This window comes from Arthrobacter sp. SPT-J7, assembly GCF_059089965.1.
Genome location: NZ_JBNHFF010000542.1, coordinates 1 through 563, shown reverse-complemented (window position 1 = coordinate 563; position 563 = coordinate 1). Strand labels below are relative to the sequence as shown.

1 protein-coding gene is annotated in these 563 nt (G+C 63.9%); it reads left to right on the top strand.

Translation table 11 applies throughout. The features are described from left to right. A partial coding sequence (locus AC5RWX_RS34155) for an NADP-dependent isocitrate dehydrogenase (RefSeq protein ID WP_494100555.1) occupies positions 1–563 on the top strand: 563 nt, incomplete at both ends.

Sequence of the window (563 nt, the reverse complement as noted above, 5' to 3'; positions counted from 1 at the left end):
TCCGCTCCAACGAGAAGTCGGTTGTCATCGAGTCCGAAGGCACCATCGCCATCCAGCTGGTCCGCGAGGACGGCTCCGTGAAGGTCCTGAAGAAGGCCTTCCCCGTCCTGGCCGGCGAGGTTATCGACGGCACAGTGATGCGCGCCGCCGCCCTGGACGAGTTCCTGAAGGAACAGGTTGCCCGCGCCAAGGAAGAGGGCGTGCTTTTCTCCGCCCACCTCAAGGCCACCATGATGAAGGTCTCTGACCCCATCATCTTCGGCCACGTGGTCAAGGCCTACTTCTCGGAGCTTTTCGAGACGTACGGTAAGCAGCTGGCCGCCGCCGGCATCAGCCCCAACAACGGCCTCGCAGCCATCCTGAGCAGCCTCGAAGACCTGCCGGAAGACGTCCGTGAAGGCGTCCAGTCCCTCATCAAGAAGGGCCTCGAAGAGGGTCCGGCGCTGGCGATGGTCGACTCGGACAAGGGCATCACCACCCTGAACGTTCCGAGTGACGTCATCGTGGACGCGTCCATGCCCGCCATGATCCGCAGCTCCGGCCACATGTGGGGCCCTGACGGC